At 45.5% G+C, this 20016-nt stretch carries 18 protein-coding genes and 2 riboswitches; of the genes, 10 read left to right on the top strand and 8 right to left on the bottom strand.

Annotated features, from left to right (window positions below; genetic code table 11):
• Nucleotides 1-31: 31 nt before the first annotated feature.
• The 4 genes from cysT to AC0VYE_RS26025 all read left to right on the top strand — a co-directional run bounded on the left by cysT (nt 32) and on the right by AC0VYE_RS26025 (nt 4066).
• The gene (gene cysT / locus AC0VYE_RS26040; protein ID WP_076267571.1) at nt 32-865 is read left to right on the top strand and encodes a sulfate ABC transporter permease subunit CysT; all 834 of its coding nucleotides are present in this window, start codon (nt 32-34) and stop codon (nt 863-865) included.
• Nucleotides 866-882: 17 nt separating this feature from the next.
• Nucleotides 883-1767, top strand: coding sequence for a sulfate ABC transporter permease subunit CysW (gene cysW, locus AC0VYE_RS26035; RefSeq protein ID WP_076267572.1), 885 nt, complete (start codon nt 883-885; stop codon nt 1765-1767).
• Nucleotides 1768-1791: 24 nt separating this feature from the next.
• Nucleotides 1792-2034 (top strand): YezD family protein, encoded by a 243-nt coding sequence (locus tag AC0VYE_RS26030; RefSeq protein WP_076267573.1) that lies wholly within the window; start codon nt 1792-1794, stop codon nt 2032-2034.
• A 97-nt stretch (nt 2035-2131) separates the two neighbouring features.
• Nucleotides 2132-4066 carry a dihydroorotate dehydrogenase gene (locus AC0VYE_RS26025; protein ID WP_475443431.1) on the top strand — a complete coding sequence of 645 codons (1935 nt, stop codon included), beginning with the start codon at nt 2132-2134 and terminating at the stop codon, nt 4064-4066.
• A 77-nt stretch (nt 4067-4143) separates the two neighbouring features.
• Here AC0VYE_RS26025 and AC0VYE_RS26020 read toward each other — a convergent pair whose 3' ends face one another.
• A complete protein-coding gene (locus tag AC0VYE_RS26020) occupies nt 4144-4290 on the bottom strand; it encodes a YqzM family protein (protein ID WP_144376731.1) in 147 nt (48 codons plus the stop codon).
• 208 nt (nt 4291-4498) lie between these two features.
• Between AC0VYE_RS26020 and uvrC the strand changes: the two genes are divergently transcribed.
• Nucleotides 4499-6403 (top strand): excinuclease ABC subunit UvrC, encoded by a 1905-nt coding sequence (gene uvrC, locus AC0VYE_RS26015; protein ID WP_076267575.1) that lies wholly within the window; start codon nt 4499-4501, stop codon nt 6401-6403.
• On the opposite strand, the gene AC0VYE_RS26010 is transcribed toward uvrC, so the two are convergent.
• Complete coding sequence (locus AC0VYE_RS26010) at nt 6369-7997, bottom strand: CPBP family intramembrane glutamic endopeptidase (RefSeq protein ID WP_475443428.1); 1629 nt, start codon at nt 7995-7997, stop codon at nt 6369-6371. The genes uvrC and AC0VYE_RS26010 overlap by 35 nt on opposite strands.
• Nucleotides 7998-8242: 245 nt before the next feature.
• Nucleotides 8243-8447: riboswitch (cyclic di-AMP (ydaO/yuaA leader) on the top strand.
• Nucleotides 8448-8537: 90 nt separating this feature from the next.
• Here AC0VYE_RS26010 and AC0VYE_RS26005 point away from each other — a divergent pair.
• Together AC0VYE_RS26005 and AC0VYE_RS26000 are read left to right on the top strand one after the other, a co-directional pair.
• The gene (locus AC0VYE_RS26005) at nt 8538-9878 is read left to right on the top strand and encodes a TrkH family potassium uptake protein (RefSeq protein ID WP_076267577.1); all 1341 of its coding nucleotides are present in this window, start codon (nt 8538-8540) and stop codon (nt 9876-9878) included.
• Nucleotides 9879-9896: 18 nt separating this feature from the next.
• Nucleotides 9897-10559 carry a potassium channel family protein gene (locus AC0VYE_RS26000; protein ID WP_076267751.1) on the top strand — a complete coding sequence of 221 codons (663 nt, stop codon included), beginning with the start codon at nt 9897-9899 and terminating at the stop codon, nt 10557-10559.
• A 101-nt stretch (nt 10560-10660) separates the two neighbouring features.
• Here the strand turns inward: AC0VYE_RS26000 and AC0VYE_RS25995 are convergent, their stop codons facing one another.
• The gene (locus AC0VYE_RS25995) at nt 10661-11569 is read right to left on the bottom strand and encodes a LysR family transcriptional regulator (RefSeq protein ID WP_076267578.1); all 909 of its coding nucleotides are present in this window, start codon (nt 11567-11569) and stop codon (nt 10661-10663) included.
• Nucleotides 11570-11873: 304 nt separating this feature from the next.
• Between AC0VYE_RS25995 and AC0VYE_RS25990 the strand changes: the two genes are divergently transcribed.
• From AC0VYE_RS25990 to sdhB, 3 genes are read left to right on the top strand one after another with little or no spacing between them, the layout of a single operon-like run.
• The gene (locus tag AC0VYE_RS25990) at nt 11874-12545 is read left to right on the top strand and encodes a succinate dehydrogenase cytochrome b558 subunit (RefSeq protein WP_475443425.1); all 672 of its coding nucleotides are present in this window, start codon (nt 11874-11876) and stop codon (nt 12543-12545) included.
• A 24-nt stretch (nt 12546-12569) separates the two neighbouring features.
• Nucleotides 12570-14327 (top strand): succinate dehydrogenase flavoprotein subunit, encoded by a 1758-nt coding sequence (sdhA, locus tag AC0VYE_RS25985; RefSeq protein WP_076267580.1) that lies wholly within the window; start codon nt 12570-12572, stop codon nt 14325-14327.
• A 2-nt stretch (nt 14328-14329) separates the two neighbouring features.
• Nucleotides 14330-15094, top strand: a complete 765-nt coding sequence (gene sdhB, locus AC0VYE_RS25980; protein WP_076267581.1) for a succinate dehydrogenase iron-sulfur subunit — start codon at nt 14330-14332, stop codon at nt 15092-15094.
• Between the two features lie 162 nt (nt 15095-15256).
• Here the strand turns inward: sdhB and AC0VYE_RS25975 are convergent, their stop codons facing one another.
• From AC0VYE_RS25975 to corA, 5 genes are all read right to left on the bottom strand, one after another.
• The gene (locus AC0VYE_RS25975) at nt 15257-15565 is read right to left on the bottom strand and encodes a winged helix-turn-helix transcriptional regulator (protein ID WP_076267582.1); all 309 of its coding nucleotides are present in this window, start codon (nt 15563-15565) and stop codon (nt 15257-15259) included.
• Between the two features lie 143 nt (nt 15566-15708).
• Nucleotides 15709-16554: an EamA family transporter gene (locus tag AC0VYE_RS25970; protein WP_475443422.1), complete on the bottom strand. Its 846-nt coding sequence runs from the start codon at nt 16552-16554 to the stop codon at nt 15709-15711.
• A gap of 164 nt (nt 16555-16718) precedes the next feature.
• On the bottom strand, nt 16719-17528 hold the full coding sequence (locus AC0VYE_RS25965) for a histidinol-phosphatase (RefSeq protein ID WP_475443420.1): 810 nt from the start codon (nt 17526-17528) through the stop codon (nt 16719-16721).
• Nucleotides 17529-17573: 45 nt separating this feature from the next.
• Nucleotides 17574-18476, bottom strand: coding sequence for a LysR family transcriptional regulator (locus AC0VYE_RS25960; protein ID WP_076267585.1), 903 nt, complete (start codon nt 18474-18476; stop codon nt 17574-17576).
• Nucleotides 18477-18623: 147 nt separating this feature from the next.
• Nucleotides 18624-19559 (bottom strand): magnesium/cobalt transporter CorA, encoded by a 936-nt coding sequence (gene corA, locus AC0VYE_RS25955; RefSeq protein ID WP_076267586.1) that lies wholly within the window; start codon nt 19557-19559, stop codon nt 18624-18626.
• A gap of 306 nt (nt 19560-19865) precedes the next feature.
• A riboswitch (SAM riboswitch) is annotated at nt 19866-19975 on the top strand.
• Nucleotides 19976-20016 lie beyond the last annotated feature (41 nt).

The following is a 20016-nucleotide window of genomic DNA, read 5'->3' as shown; positions in this document are numbered from 1 at the left end:
AAAGCATAAACAAGATTGGAGCTGACTTCACATGAAAGGTTCCAAGCCCCGTAACGTACTGCCGGGTTTTGGTTTGTCGCTTGGATTCACATTGTTTTACCTCAGCATTATTGTATTGATTCCGCTGACTGCCGTTTTTTTCAAAACGGCAGAGCTCAGCTGGTCTGAATTCTGGAGCACGGTTACGAATGCTCGCGTCGTTGCATCTTATCGAGTCAGCTTTCTAACCGCATTTTTTGCCGGACTTGTTAATGCGGTATTTGGCCTATTAATTGCATGGGTGCTCGTTCGTTATCAGTTTCCAGGCAAAAAAATCGTTGACAGTTTAGTGGATCTGCCATTTGCACTGCCAACTGCAGTGGCTGGCATTGCTTTAACTGCGATCTATGCACCGAATGGTTGGATTGGCTCATTGCTCGAACCGCTCGGCGTCAAGGTTGCTTACTCCCCGCTCGGTATTACCATCGCACTAATATTTATTGGACTTCCGTTTGTTGTTCGTACGGTACAGCCGGTGCTGCAGGATATGGAGAAAGAAACGGAAGAAGCGGCAGTTATGCTCGGAGCCTATCGTTTGAGAACCTTTTGGAAGGTCATCTTGCCTGAGCTGTTGCCAGCACTATTAACTGGTTTTGCTCTAGCCTTTGCAAGAGGTATCGGAGAATATGGCTCGGTCGTGTTCATATCGGGCAATATGCCGCTGAAAACAGAAATAACTCCACTGCTCATCATGACGAAGCTGGAGCAATACGATTACGCTGGCGCTACTGCCATTGCACTTGTAATGCTCGTTGTATCCTTCCTGATGCTGCTAGTCATTAATTTACTGCAGTGGCGAATGAATCGCCGCACAGTATCAGACTAAGAAGGGAGCCCATATAAATGGCTGGAGCAATTACAGTACACACGAATGCAGAAGCTTCCAAACGTCCGAGGCATATTACAGAGTCAGGTCCCGTCAAATGGCTGCTTATTATCATTGCGATGCTGTTTCTTGGATTAGTTGTCCTGCTGCCGCTGGCATCGGTATTTGTTGAAGCATTAAAAAAAGGTGTAGGCGTATACATTGATTCGATTACGGAGCCGGATGCTTTGTCAGCGCTTAAACTCACGCTTATCGTTGCATTAATCGCAGTTCCTGTGAATACGGTATTTGGTATTGCTGCGGCCTGGGCTATCAGTAAATTTCGCTTTCGCGGTAAAAATATTTTAATTACGTTAATCGATTTGCCGTTTGCTGTGTCGCCAGTCATTTCTGGATTGATCTATGTGCTGTTATTTGGCGCACAGGGCTTTTTGGGTCCTTGGCTCGATGAGCGTGGCATCCAAATTATATTTGCAGTTCCGGGAATCGTGCTTGCAACCGTGTTTGTTACGGTCCCCTTTGTTGCTCGCGAGCTTATTCCATTGATGCAGGCGCAAGGTGTCCAAGAGGAGGAAGCAGCTGCAAGCTTAGGCGCTAAAGGCTGGCAAATCTTTTGGAAGGTTACTTTGCCAAACATCAAGTGGGGATTATTGTATGGCGTTATTTTATGTAATGCACGAGCAATGGGCGAGTTCGGCGCTGTATCTGTCGTATCCGGCCATATCCGCGGAGAAACGAATACGCTGCCGCTGCACATTGAGATTTTGTACAACGAATATCAATTTTCGGCCTCATTCGCTGTTGCTTCTTTGCTCGTCATGCTAGCGGTCGTAACGATGATCGTGAAGAGCATTGTAGAATGGAAGTCTGGCACGCAGAAGCCGGCGGAGAAAGCTGAATAAATGACAATAATGGAGGGGTTTGAAATGGCAAAACCGCTAGAGTTAGATGCGCAATGGCTGGAGCGTATTTCTGAACAAGTAACGGGTCTTAATTATGGGCATGTAACGATCACTGTTCATGATGGAAGAATTGTACAGATCGACCGGACGGAAAGAACACGTTATGATGGTCCCTCTCAGAAGCAGCAGGTTCCGTCCGAATCTTCACAGCAATCGAAGCAGCGGGACAATTCATCAACGGGCGAAGCGCTTAGAATTGTGCAGTAGTTCCTAATAGATTCGATAAATATACAACAAACCCAATGCCGCGCAGGCATTGGGTTTGTTGTATACTGGAAGAAAAGTATCCATAAGGAGAATATTAATGCCGGATTGGTCCTATCAGTCCTTGTTTCGACCACTTTTATTCAGGCTTCCTTCTAGGCTCAGCAGAACACTGACTCTAAAAGCAATGGGAACGCTGAGCAGCATCCCGGGCGGTACTTTTGTCATTCGTACACTTGGGCATATGGAGCCATCACCTCACTTGGAGCAGAAGCTAGCAGGCATTGCCTTAACTACAAGCGTGGGATTGTCAGGCGGTCTAGATCCGCAAGGAGTGGCGCATAAAGCGCTTGCTCAGTTTGGAATTGGTTTTATCGAGTATGGTCCAATCACCGTCAAGCAAATTAAGAGTGATAAGCCTATAACGAATGACATCCTAAATGAAACCATTCGATATCCAGATTATTATGAAAACGACGGTGTAGAGCAGTATGCTGAGCGTATGGGAAAGCCCGGACATTCGTTGCCGCAGCTGGCGAGAATTGCTCCAATGCCGCATGCTTCTTGCGAGCAGGCTCTAATCGAACTTAAAAGCATGATGGTACAGTTAAATGCAGCAGGTGCGGCTGGTTTTTATGTTGATGTCCTGCATTCTTCAAGGAGCCTCGAAGAAGCCCTCACTATTTTGAAAGGAATAGCCGGATACGCTTCCGCACAACCGCATGCTAATAAACCTTTGTTTATTTATGTTCCGCCTGACTTTTCTAATGACAGCTTAATCTCCCTGATCCACGCAGCAGAGGGAGTTTGGAGAGGCGTGGTCATTGGAGAAGCAATTTGCGAAGTTAACAACGAGGGCTATGCCGCAAGCGTGGGTAAAGAGGCTAAGGCACTTACGTTGGCAAAAATAAAGCTGCTGCGAAAGGAATGCTGTTCCCACTTGCTAATCAAAGCGGGCGGGGGCGTGCATGAGCCGCAGGATGCGTTAGATTTGCTGAAAGCAGGCGCTAACGCCGTTCTACTTCACAGCGGACTGATTTATGCAGGGCCTGGTCTGCCAAAACGGATTAATGAAGCTGTCATTTATGAGCAGGTGCGAGATCACCCTGCGCAAGTGACACCATCATTCTGGAAGCATTGGGGCTGGATGCTCCTGCTTGGAATCGGCATGATTATTGGCGGGATATTGTCATGGATTATTGCTGCGACTACGGTACTGCTATCCTATGACTTGAATTTTATAGACATGACGTTGGACGAGCTGAAGCAAATCAACCATCATCTGCTGCATTTTATGTCTCATGACCGAATTACGCTTTCCGGAACGATGATTACAATCGGCATATTGTATGTTCAGCTGGCTAGACATGGATTAAAGCATAGTCTGCACTGGGCTAAAACGGCTTTGATGACGTCTGGTATTGTTGGGTTTTTAAGCTTTTTCTTATTTCTTGGCTACGGTTATTTCGACCCGCTGCATGCGCTAGCTGCTGCGGTTTTGTTCCCGATGTTTCTGCTATCCATGCGCAGAAATCCGGATCAGCCCTATCGCTTGCCTGTTAATGTTCGCAATGATCGATTATGGCGTTTGGCGATGTATGGACAATTTTGTTTTGTTGTTTTGGGCTTTGCGCTGGCTGTAGGCGGTTTAACGATCGCAGGCGTTGGGATTACAGAGGTGTTCGTACAGTCGGATTTGGTTTATTTGAATACGACGCATAACGAGCTGAATGGGGCGAACTTGAAACTCATCCCGTTGATAGCCCATGATAGAGCAGGATTTGGCGGAGCGTTGTTCTGTGCTGCGCTGGCCATTCTTATTATTGCGCTATGGGGAATCCAGCAAGGATTGCGCTGGATATGGTGGACGCTGCTGCTTGGCGGAGCACCGGGCTTCTATGCGGGCTTAAGTGTTCATCTATCTATCGGTTATATCGATTTTTTGCATCTTTCACCTGCGTTGTTTGCGTTATTGCTTTATATACTGGGACTTATTTTCTTATATCCTTATTTAATGAGAAAGCAACAAGCATAGCGGAATTATATCTGATTAATCAGCTGCGTATCGTTGATAGGCAACAAAAAAAAGGAGCAGCTCGCTGCTCCTTTTTCTTATGAAATGATGAATTTCACGATTACAGCAACAGCGAAAATGACGGTCATTAAACCGAGCATGCCGCCAAAGCCGAACACGACGTCCATCAAGTCATGGCGAGGCTCTTCGTTAAAATGCTCGCGCGGGTCTCTTACGTTTTCCATCGTTGACGTCCTCCTTGAAAAAGACCGATTGCGTAAGTAACAACCAATTTACGGTCGTCTTTATGTAGTATCGGTTTATTCAACTTATATTAGTATACTCAAACAGATAAACAGTTGTAAAGCCAGAACCGGTGACAATTGTAAAACAAAGTATAGCCGAGTTATGATAAAATATGAACAGAATCATTTGGCAGTCGGAGGCGAGAGCATGGATCATCAGCAAACGGATCGGGAGCAGGCAGAGCAGCAGCTTGCAGAGGCAAAAGAGACGATACGGAACAAACTAGCTTTGCTCCCGGATCAATCAGGCTGTTACCTCATGAAAAACAGCGAAGGCGTTATCATTTATGTTGGCAAGGCAAAAGTACTCAAAAATCGCGTGCGTTCTTATTTTAACGGCAGCCACAACGGCAAGACGCAGCGGCTCGTATCAGAAATTCGTGATTTTGAATTCATTGTAACCTCTAGCAATATGGAAGCACTCATTTTAGAATGCAACTTAATTAAACAATACCATCCAAGATATAACGTCCTGTTAAAGGATGATAAAACGTTCCCCTATATCAAAATTACGAACGAGAAACATCCGAAGCTCGAGGTCACAAGACGTATCATTAAAGACAAGGGCAAGTACTTTGGCCCTTACCCGAATGCTTATGCCGCTCAGCAGACAAAGAAGCTTCTGGACCGGCTGTATCCGCTTCGCAAGTGCAAGACACTCCCAGATAAGGTGTGCTTGTATTATCATCTAGGACAATGTATTGCACCGTGTGAATTTGATGTGCAGCAGAGCGAATATGATCGGATGATTCAAGAAATTTCAAAGTTTTTGAACGGCGGTCAAGATGTCGTGAAAAATGAGCTGCAGCGCAAGATGGAGGAAGCAGCTGAGAAACTTGAATTTGAACGGGCGAAGGAGCTGCGAGATCAGCTGATTGCAATCGATGCGGTCATGGAGAAGCAGAAGATTACGATGTCCGATGCGCTTGACCGTGATATTTTTGGTTTTGCAGTAGATAAGGGCTGGATGTGCGTTCAAATATTGTACATGCGCCAAGGGAAGCTCATTGAGCGGCACGGCACAACTTTTCCTTATTACGGGGAAGAGTATGATGATTTCATGACATTCGTTACGCAGTATTATAGCGATAATCCAGCATTGCCTAAGCAAATCCTGCTGCCAATACCGCCTGAGCTGGAAGCGGTGGAATCAGCGGGCGGTGTGGCAGCAGTTGATGAGGCAGCCGTTACGCATGCTGACGATGTCATTGCATCCTTGCACAGCTGGCTGAAGGTTAAGGTGCTTATGCCGCAGCGCGGACGCAAGAGCGAGGTCGTAACGATGGCTATCGATAATGCAAGGGTGATGCTGGACGAGAAATTCAGGCTCATCGAACGAGATGAGGAACGAAGCGTCAAAGCGTCAGAGTCGCTTGCAGGCTGGCTAGGACTGGATGAAGTACGCCGAATTGAGGCATTTGATAACTCCAATATTCAAGGTACGAATCCAGTTTCGGCTATGGTTGTCTTTACGGACGGCAAGCCAGACCGCAAGGAGTACCGTAAATACAAGGTTAAGACAGTACAAGGTCCAGATGATTACGAAACGATGCGCGAGGTCATACGGCGCCGCTATGAGCGTGTAGTGAAAGAGGAATTAGCTCCGCCGGATCTGATTGTAGTCGATGGGGGCAAAGGGCAAATATCTGCGGCGCTCGACGTGCTTGAGAATGAGCTTGGCTTATACATCCCAGTTTGCGGTCTTGTGAAGGATGCGAAGCATAAGACAGCGCAGCTTATGACTGGAGATCCTGCGGAGATTGTTCCTTTGCCAAGGGACAGCCAGGAGTTTTATTTGCTGCAGCGCATTCAAGATGAGGTGCATCGCTTTGCGATTACATTCCACCGCGAGCAGCGCGCCAAGTCCATGGTGGAGTCGAAGCTCGATTCGATCCCAGGCATCGGCGAGAAACGACGCAAGCTGCTGCTCAAGCATTTTGGCTCGATCAAAAAAATAAAAGAGGCCTCAGTCGAAGACTTCCGGCCTCTATCTATTGGTGATAAATTAGCTTCGCAAATTATAGCTGCTCTAGGGGAGGAGTCGTCGTCATAGACGGCTTCTTCTCTTTTTTGTGACTTAAATATTTTAGAACAAATGCAATCAGTACCGGCAGCACGGAGAAGAAAATAGCCGAGATTATGTTCGGTGCTGTTCCAATAGTAAGCAAGGATAGGCCAACTGCAACGCTGTTGAAGATGGCATGGGTGAACATGGCTGTAATGAAGCCGTATCTAACGAAGATAAAGCTGAACAACAGCCCAATAATCATCAGCTCAAACAATCTCGTTGTGGACGGATAAAAAGGATACATCACATGGCCGAGCGCCCAGAAGAAGGTAGGCAGCAGTGCTGCGGCAAACGTGTTTTTAAACCACCTGCGAAATAGTCCAATACCGAAGAAGCGGAATACGGCTTCTTCGCCAATTGCGGCAGCCCAAGCAAGCACGGGCATTAGCCAAAGAATACCCATATTGTATGGGGATTGTGAGGCATCTGATGTTTCCCAAGTGCCAATGGACAGCTTCAAGGCGATAAAGATAACCGATTGAATTGCGAATAAGATGATCGCGAATAAATAGGACAAGCCCACGCTGCGCCAAACATAATCGCCATACCCTCTCTGACCAAAGCGCGGCCATAAAGCGCGGCCCTGCGCCTTCCAGAGGCCGTCTCCGGCAACGATGGATACATAAATGGAACCTGCCATTGGAATCGCCAGCAGAACACTTACGATGGCAGTGATCGAAACGGTAGCGCCTGCCATATCCGTCTCGCCGAGCGTAGCCCGGATACCATCCAGAACGTTTAAATTCATGATCGTATAAGTAATTAAATAAATGATCGTTAATACGATTCCGTATTTAAAGGATGTATGTTTTCGATACAAAACGGAGTAAATAATAGCTAAGACGAATAAAACGAAGCTCATGAACAAATAACCGATAGATGTAAGGTATCCAGCTATTTTATCTTGTTTCTCTACATAGTTTATGTAATCGGATGGTGCCTCGAATATCGGTTTATATTTAGTAATGATCGTACGGTCATTCACGACAAGAGCGTTAACCAATACGTTAAGATGAGCATTTTTAATGGAATAACCTGCAGGAGGCGTAGGCTGCCAATCGCCATTAGGCAATATTTGACCGCCTATGAATTCAGTACCGCTGAAATTTCCTGCGGTTAGGAAGGCAATAGCTTCTTTTGCTTTATCTGCATCTGATAGCTGTTCTCCCTCAAGCTTCAAGTTCCAAGCTACGACTTTCCCGCTATGCATATGTAGATAAACATATCCGCTGCCGCCGCCTATGAACTTAAGATCAACTTGAAACGTATCTGTAGGAAACCTAGGGTCATATTTATCCGTATATGCTTTGACTAGCTCATATTTAGATAAGTAGCCATTCATAATTTTATCGGTTTGATGTACGGCTTTAGCTGATTTCACCTTCAAGCCTGTTTCTTTTTCAACAAATGCAGACGCCTTATCCTCCGCCGCTGATTTCGTAATGACCTTGGTATTCATTTCGCCAGATGAGATAGCTGTAATCATTGGAACGATTTGTACGGCTCCATAAATAATAAAGCAAGCAACTGCTGCCCATATAAATCGTTTCCATTCATTGGGTTTAATAGAATCAATCATAGTTTCACCTCAACTGTCTTCATAATAAATAGCTCATTTTATTACCTTAACATATGAATCCCTAAATTATCCAATGAAAATGACCGTTTGTTTTCAAAAAAATGCGAAATAACGATGTCCAGCAAGCTAGCTATGTGCTGGTTCGTCCCATTGCCCTAATTTGAGCTAATATCGTCCTGTTTGTCATAAACGTCACCTTTATATCAGGAGTGCTTAGGGATTATAATCGTTATCGTCATACTAATTGCATAGCATAGCCGAATTTCCTAAGGAAATCGGGGGAACCATAAAGTTGTCTAAATGGATGAACCTGCTGAAAGCAAAGCAGTTCAACATTAGATAGCATGGGGTGAATTTTAGCGGTGAAGCATCGTCTTCTTCCGCTGAATAGGGCTGCCTGTCCAGGCCCGAATCCGTCAGCTAACCTCGAAGGCGTATTGGAACAGGACTCATCGCACGAGCACTTGAGTTTCCAGTGCTTTTTTTTATGCTTAAAAACAATAAATGACGATATGACATAATCAAAAAGAAGGGAAATGAATGAAGGTTAATTGGAACGTTTTGAAGTGGTCACCCCCGCGAATTTTGGTAAGTGGATTCGCTCTTATTATATTGCTGGGTGCCTTATTATTATCCATGCCTTTTGCATCGGTAAGCGGTGAGAGATTGCCTTTTATAGATGCGCTGTTTACTGCAACTTCGGCAACCTGTGTAACAGGGTTAGTTGTCGTTGATACCGGAACTTATTTCTCTATATGGGGTCAAATCATATTAATGTGCCTGTTCCAGCTTGGCGGACTCGGATTTATGACGATGGCAACGCTGGTAGCGCTCGTACTTCGCAAGAGGATTTCGCTGCGTGAGCGGCTTTTGCTGCAGGAATCCATGAACCAGTCGAGCATGGAAGGCATCGTGCGTTTGATTAGACGCGTTATTGTGTATTCATTGACAATAGAGCTTATTGGCGCTGCGTTGTTTGCTTCGAGGTTTGCATTTGATATGCCGCTGGGCAAAGCGATTTATTTTGGAGCCTTTCATGCGGTTTCATTGTTTAACAATGCTGGTTTTGATATTTTTGGGAACTATCGCAGCTTGACCTTATACGTTTCTGATCCAGTCGTCAATATTGCAGCTATGATGCTGATCATTTCGGGCGGACTTGGCTTTGTCGTTATGTCGGACCTGATGGAGTTCCGCAAAAACCGCAAGCTGTCGCTGCACAGCAAGGTTGTGCTATCTATGACAGGAACACTTATTGCAGTAGGGACACTCGTCATATTTATTTTTGAATTCTCGAATTCGAAGACACTGGGCTCTCTGGACTGGGGCGGGAAAATTTTGTCCTCGTTCTTCCAGTCGGTAACACCGCGGACGGCAGGAGCCAATACGCTTGATTATACGGCTATCCGGCAAGCGACGATGTTTTTCACCATTATATTAATGTTTATTGGCGCCTCGCCCGGCTCGACGGGCGGCGGCATCAAAACAACAACCTTTGCAACGCTGGTCGGCGCTGTATTTGCAATGATTAGAGGACGAGAGGACATCGTTCTTTTCCGTTACAGATTAGGCAAAGACAGAATTTTTAAAGCACTCACGATTACTTTGATCTCTTTATCGCTTGTCATTATTGTAACGATGATCTTGTCGATGACGGAGGATCAAGCTTTTATAAAGCTGTTGTTTGAAGCGACATCAGCATTTGGAACAGTAGGATTATCCGTTGGTGTTACGCCAGAGCTGAGTCTTGTTGGGAAAATAGTCATTGCATTAACCATGTTTGCCGGAAGACTTGGACCCCTGACGCTCGCATACGCGCTTGGGCCTCGTACAGAGAAAGAGCTTTATCGGCATCCAGAAGGCAAAATTACGATTGGATAGGAGACTTTGCAAGTGGGAATTAAAAAGAAACAATTTGTCATCATCGGCTTAGGAAGATTTGGTTCGAGCTTAGGGCGCGAACTCGTCCAGCTTGGCCATGAGGTGCTTGGAATAGATAAGGATGAGGAAGCCGTTCAGGACATGAGCGGTATTCTAACCTATGCTGTATCAGCTGATTGTACGGATGAAGAAGCGCTGCGCTCCTTGGGTGTAAGAAACTTTGATTGCGGAGTTGTCGCGATTGGCGATGACATTCAATCCAGCATTTTGACAACCATACTGCTTAAGGATTTGGAAGTGAAGCAAGTTGTAGCGAAAGCTTTGACTGAACTGCATGGCCGGGTGCTTGAGAAAATCGGTGTCGACCGCGTGGTCTATCCTGAGCGCGATATGGGTATTCGAGTTGCGCATCAGCTTGTATCCCCAAATCTATTAGATTATATCGAGCTTTCCAAAGAGTATACGATCGCCGAACTTGCCGTACCGCAATGCTTGGATGGCAAGTCATTGCATGACCTTAATCCGCGAGCAAGATTTGGATGCAGCATCGTAGCCATAAATAAGCCAAATGGCATCATCATCGCTCCGACAGCAACGGATGTCCTTTCACTTCGTGATGTCATGGTTATTATAGGAACAAATGAGCAAATAGAAGACTTTGAAGCATCGGTTATCCGTTAATTTTTTTATGTAGTGGAAGAGGCTTATATTTGGACAAGGCAGATTAGGCTGAAATGGATTTGGAAGTGCAATATTGGAAATGCTGAAGGACAGCAGCTATTTTAAAAGCTGCTGTCCTTTTTGCTGGGGAAGCCTGCTGCAAGCTCATTGATCCATAGACGAACGGACGGGCTGAGGGCGGCCGAATCCGCATGAATGAGCGAGGTGGTGCGCTTTGTATCCTCAAGTTCTCGAATGGGAATGACGGTAAGATCATTGTCTTCAAGCAGCTGATTGCGCATATACGATTGAGGCAGGAGCGTCGCAGCACGGCAAGTATGCAGCAGCCGAAGTATAGCTTCAAACGAATCAATTTCCATTCGCACATCCGGCTGAAGATGATATTTGTCAAACAGCTCGTCGGTCAACAACCTGTACCAAGTGCCTTTGGAGAACAAGATCATCGGCATGCCGGTCACATCCTGTATACCTAGCGTACCTTTATCGGTAATGACTTGGTTGCGAGGCACCACGAGCGATAGATGATCTTCAAACAGCGGAATGCACCGCAGCGTTGAATCCTCAATACTAGAGGCGACAATGCCGATATCGGCTTTGTGATCTCGTACGAGCGATACGATTTCGTGCGTCTTGCCGGTAATCGCTTTAATGTCGATCTCGGGATGGGTAGAAGTTAAGCTTTGAATGAGATCGGGCAAAGTCGTTTGAAGCGTCGTCAAGCTTGCGCCAATGGTCAGGGTCGTATGCCCAGCCGAGGTGAACTCAGAGACGGTTTGCAAATATTTGCGATGAAGCTGGCGAAGCTCCAAAGCATATTCATAGGTCAATTGCCCAATTCGAGTAAGCTCCAGCCGCTTTCCGATGCGATGAAACAAAGGAGAGCCCAGGTCCTGCTCAAGCTTGGCAATTTTGCGAGAAAGTGCAGGCTGAGACAGGTTTAGCAAGGCGGAAGCCTTGTTCATACTGGACTGTTCCACAATAACGGTGAAGACATGCATCTCTTCATTCATGAATGAAACCCCTTATGTCATTTTGTTATAAGAAATTATAAAAAATAAGCAATTCCATTATAAGCTTAAAAGGAGTAGGATGGGAAGTGTGGCTAATATGTGTCGAGTTTTGTTGACGGACATACATGCTGGGGTTACAATGTAGAATGATTTGCCAAGCGTAAACTGCTGATGACAACCATTGGCTGCACAGCACCTCGTTTGCGCTGGAATATAAGCAATGTATAAAGGGGAAACCGATACATTCTTATATTTTAAGAAAAAGCATGCTAGCACTCACAGTTTTGAAAGGAGAAGGAATGACATGAAAGGAAATTCGTATTTCTCGCGCAAGCTTCACTCGCTTCTCGGGATCATTCCACTCGGCGGATTTATCGTCGTGCATGGTCTGACTAACTACCAGGCGTTTGAACGCGGGCCTGAAGGCTTTGACAAAGGCGTAACTCTCATTAACAGCATGCCCGTGCTGCCGCTGCTCGAGATTTTCGGCATTTACCTCCCGCTATTGTTTCATGGTATTTACGGCTTGTATGTCGCTTACCAATCGAACACGAATACGGGACGTTTTAAGTACGGCCGGAACTGGGCGTTTACCGCACAACGGATTACAGGGGTAATTACTTTTGTATTCGTTTTCTGGCACGTATTCCAAACTCGGGTTCAAGTTTATCTCGGCAACATCACGCATGAGGAACTTGGATCAACGATGAATCAGATTGCGAGCAACCCTACTTATTTTGTACTTTATGTTATTGGTGTATTAGCAGCTGTTTTCCACTTCAGCAACGGCCTTTGGGCGTTTCTGATCAGTTGGGGCATTACGATCGGCCCGAAAGCTCAACGCATCTCTTCATATATTTGCATGGGCGTTTTTGTAGTCGTATCAGCATTGTTCATTCTTTCGCTTATCGCATTCAGCGGAGATCAATTCAAAGAAGCTGCAAGTGCTGCATTGGCACTTACGAATATCGGTTAGTTTGTAGACAAGGAGCGAAACGTTATGGCTAAAAATAAAATTATCATCGTAGGCGGCGGTCTTGCAGGCTTGATGGCTACCATCAAAGCAGCAGAAGCTGGCGTTCACGTTGATCTGTTTTCACTAGTACCGGTCAAACGTTCCCACTCAGTATGTGCACAGGGCGGCATCAATGGCGCTGTTAATACAAAAGGAGAAGGCGATTCTCCATGGGAGCATTTCGACGATACCGTATACGGCGGAGATTTCCTCGCCAACCAACCGCCGGTTAAAGCAATGTGTGATGCGGCACCAGGCATTATTCACTTGATGGACCGGATGGGCGTTATGTTCAGCCGTACATCTGAAGGCTTGCTGGATTTCCGTCGCTTCGGCGGCACGAAGCATTCCCGTACAGCATTTGCAGGCGCAACGACAGGTCAACAGCTGCTTTATGCACTGGATGAGCAAGTTCGCCGCTGGGAAGCAGCTGGACTAGTTAACAAATTCGAGCACTGGGAATTCCTTGGCGCTGTTGTTGACGATGACGGCATTTGCCGCGGTGTTTCGGCACAGGATCTTCGCTCGATGGAGGTTCACACGGTTCGTGCAGATGCAGTTATTCTTGCATCAGGCGGTCCTGGTATTATTTTCGGCAAAACAACGAACTCTGTTATCAACACCGGCACAGCTGCCAGCGCAGTTTACCAGCAGGGCGTTAACTACGCAAACGGCGAGTTCATTCAAATTCACCCAACCGCTATTCCAGGCGATGACAAGCTCCGCTTGATGTCGGAATCAGCGCGCGGTGAAGGCGGACGAATTTGGACGTACAAAGACGGTAAGCCTTGGTACTTCCTAGAAGAAAAATACCCAGCTTACGGAAACCTTGTTCCTCGTGATATTGCGACTCGTGAAATTTTCAGCGTGTGCGTAGACCAGAAGCTTGGTATCAACCAAGAAAACATGGTTTATCTTGATTTGTCTCACAAAGATCCGAAGGAGCTTGATGTTAAGCTCGGCGGTATCATTGAAATCTATGAGAAATTCATGGGCGATGATCCACGGAAAATCCCGATGAAAATCTTCCCAGCGGTTCACTATTCCATGGGCGGCATGTGGGTTGACTACAATCAAATGACAAACATTCCTGGTCTGTTTGCAGCCGGTGAGTGCGAGTATCAATACCATGGTGCGAATCGACTTGGCGCGAACTCTTTGCTATCCGCTATTTACGGCGGTATGGTAGCTGGACCAAAAGCTGTTGAGTATATCAAAGGCTTGAAGAAATCAGCTGAAGATGTAGCTTCCTCCGTATTTGACCGCGAGAACAAGCGTCAAACGGACAAGTACAACAGCATCGTTAATATGAAGGGTACTGAAAATGCATATGTCATTCACAAAGAGCTAGGCGAATGGATGACGAACAATATGACGGTAGTTCGCTTTAATGACAAGCTGGAGCAAACGATCCACAAGATCAAAGAGCTGAAGCAGCGTTATGCGAATATCAACATTAACGATACAGCGCAATGGAACAATGCAGGCGTTGCCTTTACTCGTCAGCTTTGGAACATGCTTGAGCTTTCTGAAGCGATGACGCTAGGCGCATTGCTGCGCAACGAAAGCCGCGGCGCTCATTATAAACCAGACTTCCAAGAACGCGACGACGAGCATTTCATGAAATCGACGATTGCGAAATGGACGAAGGAAGGTCCACAAATTTCTTACGAGGATATCGACGTAAGCTTGATCAAGCCGCGTAAACGTGATTACTCGAGCGACAAGAAGAAAGGAGAATAATGATGGCTGAAACGACTGTAGCTACAAAATCGGTTAAGTTTATCATCACTCGCCAAGATACTCCTGATTCCAAACCATATACGGAAGAGTTTGAAATTCCTTACCGCGCTAATATGAACGTAATTAGCGGCTTGATGGAAATTCAACGTAATCCGAAAAAGGCAGACGGCGCAAGCACGGCTCCTGTATGCTGGGATTCCAACTGCTTGGAAGAAGTATGCGGCGCATGCTCAATGGTTATCAACGGCAAGCCTCGTCAAGCGTGCAGCGCTTTGATCGATAAGCTTGAACAGCCGATTCGTCTTGAACCAATGAAAACATTCCCAGTAGTTCGTGACCTTGTTATTAACCGTGAGCGCATGTTTGGCGCCTTGAAACGCGTTAAGGCATGGATTCCAATCGACGGAACGTATGATCTGGGTCCTGGACCGCGGATGGCAGAAACGAAGCGTCAATGGGCTTATGAGCTTTCCAAATGTATGACTTGCGGTGTTTGCCTTGAAGCGTGCCCGAACGTAAATGATCGGAACAGCTTCATCGGTCCTGCTGCAATTTCACAGGTTCGTTTGTTTAATGCTCATCCAACAGGTGAGATGAACAAGGAAGAACGTCTGGATGCACTGATGACAGATGGCGGCATCGAAGGCTGCGGCAACTCGCAAAACTGTGTTCGCGCATGTCCGAAGGGCATTCCGCTTACGACTTCAATCGCAGCAATCAATAAAGATACAACCAAACATCTATTCAAAAAATGGCTTGGCATGTAGTCCAATTGATTTATAGGAAACCCTCGATCTGATCGGGGGTTTTTTATTTACATATTGTGATATTGATTATTATTATCAATGATAGTAGATAAATAATCCTTTGTCAATTCCAGATAAAAGAAGAGAAGGCAATAAAAAAAACCGCCTAAGCGGTTTTTTATCTTACATCCATTGTTCGCCCCAAGTTTGAATGGACTCAATGACTGGCTGAAGCTCCCTGCCTTTGTCGGTTAGCTCATATTCAATACGTACAGGCATTTCTGGATACACTTGACGTTTAATAATCGTTAATGTTTCAAGCTCTTTCATCCGGTCCGTTAGCATTTTGTCGCTCATTTCGGGAATTTGTTCCTTAATCTCTTTGAACCTCTTTGGTCCTCCAAGCAATACCCGAATAATTCTGCCAGTCCACTTCTTGCCTAAAATGTCGGCTGCGGCTTCATACTTTGGGCACATTGTCGAATAATCCAACCGTATCACCCCGCTTTTTGTAATACTATTGTACCATACGAACAAACTAAAAGTAAGTTAATTTCAGTGGGAATGCGATTGTTTGATCGTATATTATATTTACTATATTAAAGTTAGGGAAATACAGGAAAAGCGTTCGCGAATTACAATCGTATAACAATCAACCCAAGAATGGTACAAGCAAAGGCTGTCCACTGCAGGATCGTCAACTTCTCTTTATAAAATATAATAGCGCCAGCTGCTACGACAAGACTGTTCGTAGCAAAGATAGGCGCTGCAAGATTCGCTTGTCCGGTAGCAATCGCGACTGCATATAGCTGCAATCCTCCGTATGAGAACAGACCCGCAACAATGCCGAGCCAAAGCCCAGTTCGCTCTGAGGAACGTGCAGCGGTCGTTTTGACCGGGATGAGAAACCAGCAGAGCGAGAGGGCATAAGCAATGAATAGGATCGGGGCGCTAGGAAGATCCAATTCATCGGTGACCTTTAATCCGCCATTGCGCAGCGCAAATAGCACGACTGCCAAAAAGACGAGAATGAACCATCTTTTTTCTGTAATCGTGAGCGGTTCCTTTCGTTTATGAGCAATAAAGACGACAGCAAGCAGAAGCAGAGTTATGCCAATTGCCTCCGAAGCGCTGAGCGGCTCGTTGTACCACAAGGTCGCTAAAGCGACAACTAAGATAATGTTCATATTCGTTAGGGGAGAGGTCAAGCTGGCGGGTCCAAAGTGCAGTGCTTTCATAAACAAAGCGTTTCCCCACGCTGAGCCTGCTCCTATTATGATGCCTGCAATCCATACCCTCGGATCAGCAAGAAAGAACAACGTTCCTTCAAGCGCCGCATGTACCCCAAAACCTAATGTTCCAGAAGCATACAATCCGAGCAGCAGCGTTCTTGTAGAGCCGCCCCGCATTTGTGATACTTTCATCCACCAGCCTGCTAGTCCAAATAAAATAGCGCTGCTGATGGCTGTAATGAGCCACATCGTTTTCCAACCCCTCAAATTTGTTACACAAATGAAATAGTTCTGTTATCGTCTCATTACATTAGTGGGCTATTATAATAAACAAGACCCCCTTTTTAATATATCCTTTTGGGACCTGCGACGTGCAGGTCCACTTTTTTTTGTCTAAAGCCCCTCATGAGCTCTTATATCGGTACAATAACTTGCTGGCGCTTGCGATAAAAAACCCACTGCGAGAAGCCAATTTCCTTCAGCCTTTTCTGCACGAGCTCCCAATCTTCGCCAACTCTGCTTGGCTTATGCGCATCCGAACCAAACGTCACATTTACGCCAAAATGAAGTGCTCGCTCTAAAATCGCATCCGACGGATACCATCCGCCTACATCTTTGGTGCTGCCTGATGTATTAATCTCTATGGAAACGCCGCATTCGGCAATCGTCTGCAAAGCATCATCAATTTCCTTATTAGCAGGTATATCGGAGAAAGCAGGGTAATACCCCTTCATCGCGTCGATATGTCCCAAAATATCAAACATGCCGCTGCGTGCAGATTGTTTAATAAGATCATAGTAGTTTTGCTTCACTTCAATATGCTGCTGTTCATTTAAGTTTTTAAAGCGATTACGATTGAATATGCTGACGTCGCCAACTTGATGAACAGAACCAATGATATAATCGAAGGGCACGCCGTCATAGGCTTTTTTGTAGCTGTCCACATATTTAGGGAAGAAATCCGATTCTACTCCAAGCATAACCTCGATTTTGCCTGCGTATTTCTCCTTCAACCGCAATACTTCATTAACATAATTGGTGAATTCGCTTCTTGCCATTGCAATGCCTGGCGAAGGCTGATCATTCTCATGATAAAAGAAAGGGGAGTGATCCGAGATGCCGATAACCTGAAGCCCGGCTTCAATTCCGGCTAAAATATAATCCTCGATATTGCCGTCGGCATGGCCGCATCTAAAATGATGGGTATGTAAGTCGAATTTCATTTTTTATCTCTCCTAGTTGTTTGTCTAGTGGAAGCTTCTTGTCGACTATTCGCTGCTAATGAATTGATGCTCAGGCATGCCTTTTAAATCACTTAAAAATTGCTTCAGTGCGGTATTGATGTAACGGCCTGATTTATAAACCACTCCAACGGGATGACTTATTTCAAGCTCGTTGACCTTTATCATTTTTAGTGTACCCATACGGAGTTCGTTTGCTATCGAAAGTTTGGATACGACTGCGGCGCCTAGATTAATTTCAACCATGCGCTTCACTTCCTCGCTGCTGGAAACCTCCATTACGATATTGGGTTGAATATTGTATTTGCGAAAAATTTGATCGACAAATCGCCTGCCAAGCGTGTCTGGAGCAAGCATAATCATTGGAATGTCCTTGAGCGTATCAACTGTCGTATGCGTCAACCTGCTCATGGGATGGGAAGGAGGGACGACGAGCTCGAATGTATCATAATAAAGGACGGAGGAGGAAACGTTCGGATTTTTTTCAGAAAGATATGTAATCCCTATATCGACTGACCCGTTCTCGACACTGGCCATAACTTGGGATGAGGGCATGGAATGAATCGTTGTTTTAATAAAAGGAAATTGGTTTTGAAAATAGGATAGCACGCGCGGTAAAATCTGAATCGCTATTGAAGCCGTAGTTCCGAGTAATATGTGTCCTTGCGGCGTAAGGTTCATATCGGAAAGCTTCTGCTTCAATTCTTCCACGATCGAAAGAACTTGCTCCGCATGCTCCAAAAAAACTTGTCCGTGTTCCGTTAATGTAACTGGCTGATTGCGATTAATGAGAATCGTTTTGAATTCATCCTCAAGGCTTTTGATTTGTGCCGAAACAGCAGGCTGTGTGAGATTCAGCAGCTCGCCAGCTTTCCGGAAGCTCATCGTTTTGGATATCGTAAGGAGTGTTTCAAGCTGACTAATATTCACGTCAATCCCCCTCTCATAGGTACTTAATGCTCAAACTCATATTCTACTATTATAAAGGATAGCGGCCATTACAGCAAAAAGGCTGCAGCTCGTTCGGCATAAATTGCCCGTACGAGTGCAGCTCTGTAATGAATATGGCACAGGTCTCTAGAGCCATTCTTTTTTGCGGAAAATATAAAACATGCTTATGCCAAGCAGCAGCATGATACCAAGTAAAATGTATGATCCTAAGCGAAGGTGAAGGCCTGGAATGAAATCAAAATTCATCCCATAGATGCCGGTTATAAAGGTCAGCGGCATGAATATAGTCGTAATTGCTGTAAATACGCGCATGATTTCATTGGCACGGTTGGATACGCTGGACTGATAAGCTTCGCGTAAGTTGCCCATGAGATCGCGGTACGTATCGAAGGACTCGGCAATTTTCAAGGCGTTCTCGTATATATCGCTGAAATATTTTTGCAGCTGATCGTCAATGAGCTTTAGATCTTTTTTGTTAAGCGTTGCAATGACGTCGCGTTGTGGACCGAGCACTTTCCTCAGCCACAATATTTCACCGCGGAGCCCGATGATTTCGTTCAAATGCGATTTCTTCGTATGCATTAGTATATCTTCTTCAAGCGCTTCGATGCGCGTATCAATACGGTCGCCAACGAGGAAATAATTATCGACAACAATGTCGACGAGATGATACAAGAAATAATCGGGCCGGCTAACCTCTTGTTCCCACAGCACAGGCTTTAGAGAACGAAGCTCGTTAATTTTTTGCTTGGTGACCGTAATAATGAAGTGGCGGCCAAGGAAAATATTGAGTGCCCTTAAGAAGATTTCTTCGTCATCAAATCGTATACTGTTGATTACGATAAAATAATGGCTTTCGTAAATTTCAATTTTTGGACGCTGCTCCTCTTCACTGAGGCAATCCTCAACTGCCAGATCGTGCATGCTGAATAGGGGCTGTAAAATAGCAAGATCCTCCACATCAGCGTCAATCCAGTAAAATCCTTCTTTTGAGGGAATAAGTGTTTCGTTAATATCTTCAATAGTGGTGAACATGCCATTGCTAACAAGGCGGATTTTCATCCGGAGTCACTCCTTTCTTTCTTCAGAGGAAACTGCCGGCTGAATCGGACTTGGCCGGCAGTAACCGTATTCGATAGTTTTCAGGCTTCGGTCGGTCGCCTTCCATGTCCATATGCACCCCTTTATAAGTCAAATAAATGAAATAATTCTTGTCTAGTATACTCCCGCGTCAGCTTTACATTCAAGCCTAAAAACAATCGTTTTTTCATCCAAATGTCAAGGATATGAATAGAGGATCTTGACGCAATTGTCAGAATGCATTAAAGTGAAGGTGAAATGAAACCGCGGAAAATTGAATAGACTACTTTCTTATCAAGAGCAGGCGGAGGGACTAGCCCGATGAAGCCCGGCAACCGGCGTGTAAAACGCACGGTGCTAATTCTTGCGGAAACTTTAATGTTTCTGAGAGATGAGAGAGGCGGATGGCTTATTTACTGAGCATACGACCTTTTCTCAC

It is taken from the genome of Pristimantibacillus sp. Z349TD_6 (assembly GCF_056173205.1).
This window is presented reverse-complemented; position numbering and strand designations above follow the sequence as displayed.

What these genes read in the sequence shown, in the direction of transcription:
- cysT (WP_076267571.1), top strand. Translation starts at nt 32, where the DNA reads ATGAAAGGTTCCAAGCCCCGTAACGTACTGCCGGGTTTTGGTTTGTCG.
- cysW (WP_076267572.1), top strand. Translation starts at nt 883, where the DNA reads ATGGCTGGAGCAATTACAGTACACACGAATGCAGAAGCTTCCAAACGT.
- AC0VYE_RS26030 (WP_076267573.1), top strand. Translation starts at nt 1,792, where the DNA reads ATGGCAAAACCGCTAGAGTTAGATGCGCAATGGCTGGAGCGTATTTCT.
- AC0VYE_RS26025 (WP_475443431.1), top strand. Translation starts at nt 2,132, where the DNA reads ATGCCGGATTGGTCCTATCAGTCCTTGTTTCGACCACTTTTATTCAGG.
- AC0VYE_RS26020 (WP_144376731.1), bottom strand. Translation starts at nt 4,290, where the DNA reads ATGGAAAACGTAAGAGACCCGCGCGAGCATTTTAACGAAGAGCCTCGC.
- uvrC (WP_076267575.1), top strand. Translation starts at nt 4,499, where the DNA reads ATGGATCATCAGCAAACGGATCGGGAGCAGGCAGAGCAGCAGCTTGCA.
- AC0VYE_RS26010 (WP_475443428.1), bottom strand. Translation starts at nt 7,997, where the DNA reads ATGATTGATTCTATTAAACCCAATGAATGGAAACGATTTATATGGGCA.
- AC0VYE_RS26005 (WP_076267577.1), top strand. Translation starts at nt 8,538, where the DNA reads ATGAAGGTTAATTGGAACGTTTTGAAGTGGTCACCCCCGCGAATTTTG.
- AC0VYE_RS25995 (WP_076267578.1), bottom strand. Translation starts at nt 11,569, where the DNA reads ATGAATGAAGAGATGCATGTCTTCACCGTTATTGTGGAACAGTCCAGT.
- AC0VYE_RS25990 (WP_475443425.1), top strand. Translation starts at nt 11,874, where the DNA reads ATGAAAGGAAATTCGTATTTCTCGCGCAAGCTTCACTCGCTTCTCGGG.
- sdhA (WP_076267580.1), top strand. Translation starts at nt 12,570, where the DNA reads ATGGCTAAAAATAAAATTATCATCGTAGGCGGCGGTCTTGCAGGCTTG.
- sdhB (WP_076267581.1), top strand. Translation starts at nt 14,330, where the DNA reads ATGGCTGAAACGACTGTAGCTACAAAATCGGTTAAGTTTATCATCACT.
- AC0VYE_RS25970 (WP_475443422.1), bottom strand. Translation starts at nt 16,554, where the DNA reads ATGTGGCTCATTACAGCCATCAGCAGCGCTATTTTATTTGGACTAGCA.
- AC0VYE_RS25965 (WP_475443420.1), bottom strand. Translation starts at nt 17,528, where the DNA reads ATGAAATTCGACTTACATACCCATCATTTTAGATGCGGCCATGCCGAC.
- corA (WP_076267586.1), bottom strand. Translation starts at nt 19,559, where the DNA reads ATGAAAATCCGCCTTGTTAGCAATGGCATGTTCACCACTATTGAAGAT.